Annotated in this window: 1 rRNA gene (only partly in view); it reads right to left on the bottom strand. The window is 57.1% G+C overall.

Annotated elements, in window-relative coordinates:
• A 23S ribosomal RNA gene (locus ACIGXP_RS39925) occupies positions 1-1,938 on the bottom strand (it extends 1,269 nt beyond the left edge of the window).
• Positions 1,939-1,990: the final 52 nt, after the last annotated feature.

The raw sequence follows: 1,990 nt of genomic DNA on the forward strand, positions 1-1,990 counted from the left end.
TCCGATCACCAGGTGTGGCCCCCCTTCTCCCGAAGTTACGGGGGCATTTTGCCGAGTTCCTTAACCATAGTTCACCCGAACGCCTCGGTATTCTCTACCTGACCACCTGAGTCGGTTTAGGGTACGGGCCGCCATGAAACTCGCTAGAGGCTTTTCTCGACAGCATAGGATCATCCACTTCACCACAATCGGCTCGGCATCAGGTCTCAGACACATGGTGTGCGGATTTGCCTACACACCGTCCTACACCCTTACCCCGGGACAACCACCGCCCGGGATGGACTACCTTCCTGCGTCACCCCATCACTCACCTACTAACCGCTTGGTCCGGCGGCTCCACCACTTTCCTTTCCCCGAAGGGTCCGGAACGGCTTCACGGCCTTAGCATCACGATGCTCGATGTTTGACGCTTCACAGCGGGTACCGGAATATCAACCGGTTATCCATCGACTACGCCTGTCGGCCTCGCCTTAGGTCCCGACTTACCCTGGGCAGATCAGCTTGACCCAGGAACCCTTAGTCAATCGGCGCAAACGTTTCTCACGTTTGTATCGCTACTCATGCCTGCATTCTCACTCGTCAACCGTCCACAACTACCTTCCGGTGCTGCTTCACCCGGCAGACGACGCTCCCCTACCCATCACAGCACCCGTTGGGGCTATATGCTGCAATGACACGACTTCGGCGGTACGCTTGAGCCCCGCTACATTGTCGGCGCGGAATCACTAGACCAGTGAGCTATTACGCACTCTTTCAAGGGTGGCTGCTTCTAAGCCAACCTCCTGGTTGTCTGTGCGACTCCACATCCTTTCCCACTTAGCGTACGCTTAGGGGCCTTAGTCGATGCTCTGGGCTGTTTCCCTCTCGACCATGGAGCTTATCCCCCACAGTCTCACTGCCGCGCTCTCACTTACCGGCATTCGGAGTTTGGCTAAGGTCAGTAACCCGGTAGGGCCCATCGCCTATCCAGTGCTCTACCTCCGGCAAGAAACACACGACGCTGCACCTAAATGCATTTCGGGGAGAACCAGCTATCACGGAGTTTGATTGGCCTTTCACCCCTAACCACAGGTCATCCCCCAGGTTTTCAACCCTGGTGGGTTCGGTCCTCCACGAAGTCTTACCTCCGCTTCAACCTGCCCATGGCTAGATCACTCCGCTTCGGGTCTTGAGCGTGCTACTAAAAACGCCCTATTCGGACTCGCTTTCGCTACGGCTTCCCCACCCGGGTTAACCTCGCAACACACCGCAAACTCGCAGGCTCATTCTTCAAAAGGCACGCAGTCACGAGAATGTGCAAGCACATTCCGACGCTCCCACGGCTTGTAGGCACACGGTTTCAGGTACTATTTCACTCCCCTCCCGGGGTACTTTTCACCATTCCCTCACGGTACTATCCGCTATCGGTCACCAGGGAATATTTAGGCTTAGCGGGTGGTCCCGCCAGATTCACACGGGATTTCTCGGGCCCCGTGCTACTTGGGTGTCTCTCAAGCAAGCCGCTGACGTTTCGACTACGGGGGTCTTACCCTCTACGCCGGACCTTTCGCATGTCCTTCGCCTACATCAACGGTTTCTGACTCGCCCTATCGCCGGCAGACGATAGAAGAGAGATCCCACAACCCCGCATACGCAACCCCTGCCGGGTCTCACACGCATACGGTTTGGCCTCATCCGGTTTCGCTCGCCACTACTCCCGGAATCACGGTTGTTTTCTCTTCCTGCGGGTACTGAGATGTTTCACTTCCCCGCGTTCCCTCCACACTGCCTATGTGTTCAGCAGTGGGTGACAGCCCATGACGACTGCCGGGTTTCCCCATTCGGAAACCCCCGGATCAAAGCCTGGTTGACGACTCCCCGGGGACTATCGCGGCCTCCCACGTCCTTCATCGGTTCCTGGTGCCAAGGCATCCACCGTGCGCCCTTAAAAACTTGGCCACAGATGCTCGCGTCCACTGTGCAGTTCTCAAACAACGACCAGCCACCCGTC

Source organism: Streptomyces sp. NPDC053069 (assembly GCF_044546895.1).
In the GTDB taxonomy this organism is placed as follows: Bacteria; Actinomycetota; Actinomycetes; order Streptomycetales; family Streptomycetaceae; genus Streptomyces.